This window comes from Desulfocicer niacini, assembly GCF_054657595.1.
Genome location: NZ_BAAHYK010000160.1, coordinates 1 through 753, shown reverse-complemented (window position 1 = coordinate 753; position 753 = coordinate 1). Strand labels below are relative to the sequence as shown.

At 39.0% G+C, this 753-nt stretch carries 1 protein-coding gene; it reads left to right on the top strand.

What is annotated here, in order from left to right:
* A partial coding sequence (locus ACYQ2M_RS25185; RefSeq protein WP_459919159.1) for a class I SAM-dependent methyltransferase occupies positions 1–742 on the top strand: 742 nt, incomplete at its 5' end.
* Positions 743–753 lie beyond the last annotated feature (11 nt).

Here is a 753-nt window from a genome sequence, read left to right as displayed (position 1 = left end):
GCTCTTCAAGTTTTTTACTGCTATATTCCTTCTTTATTTATGCAATCATAGGGTTAATATTTTCAAACAATACCTCCAGGGTAAGCCTCGCAAAATAATTGATATTGGTGGAGCAACTGGTGCCTATTCGTTTGATTTAGCAAAAGCTGGTCATAATGTGCATCTATTAGACATAGTGCCCGCTCATATAGAAAAGGCTGAAAGAATCGGTTTGGATAAAGGAATTCTCCTTGATGGTTACCATGTTGGTGACGCTAAGGATTTAGAATTTGAAGATAACTCATTTGACGCTGTGATCTTGCATGGTCCGCTATATCACATCACAGGCTTAGTTGAGAGAAAGAAAGTCCTCAATGAAGCTCTTCGGATTCTAAAGCCCAATGGGGTTCTGTTTGGTTTTGCAATTAATCGTTATGCGGGTGTTTTCTACGGTATTCATAGTGAGCTTATTCTGGATGACACCTATTTTGAAATGGTTAAAACAGAAGTAGAAACAGGTTTTAGAACTCGTAATCCAACTTGGCATTTTCATTTACCTGAAGAATTAGAAGCAGAAATAACGTCGTCAGGCTTCAAAATAGAGGTAACGAAAGGCGTAGTTAGCCCTGTTTGGATGCTTCCTGATATTGAGTCGAAATTAGCTGATGCTGAAATGCATGAAAAAATAATTAGGGTTTGCGAGCTTCTTGAGAATGAGCCTAAGATTGGACAGGACTTTGTGTGCATCGGGCGAAAACAATAGTCAGCTCCCAT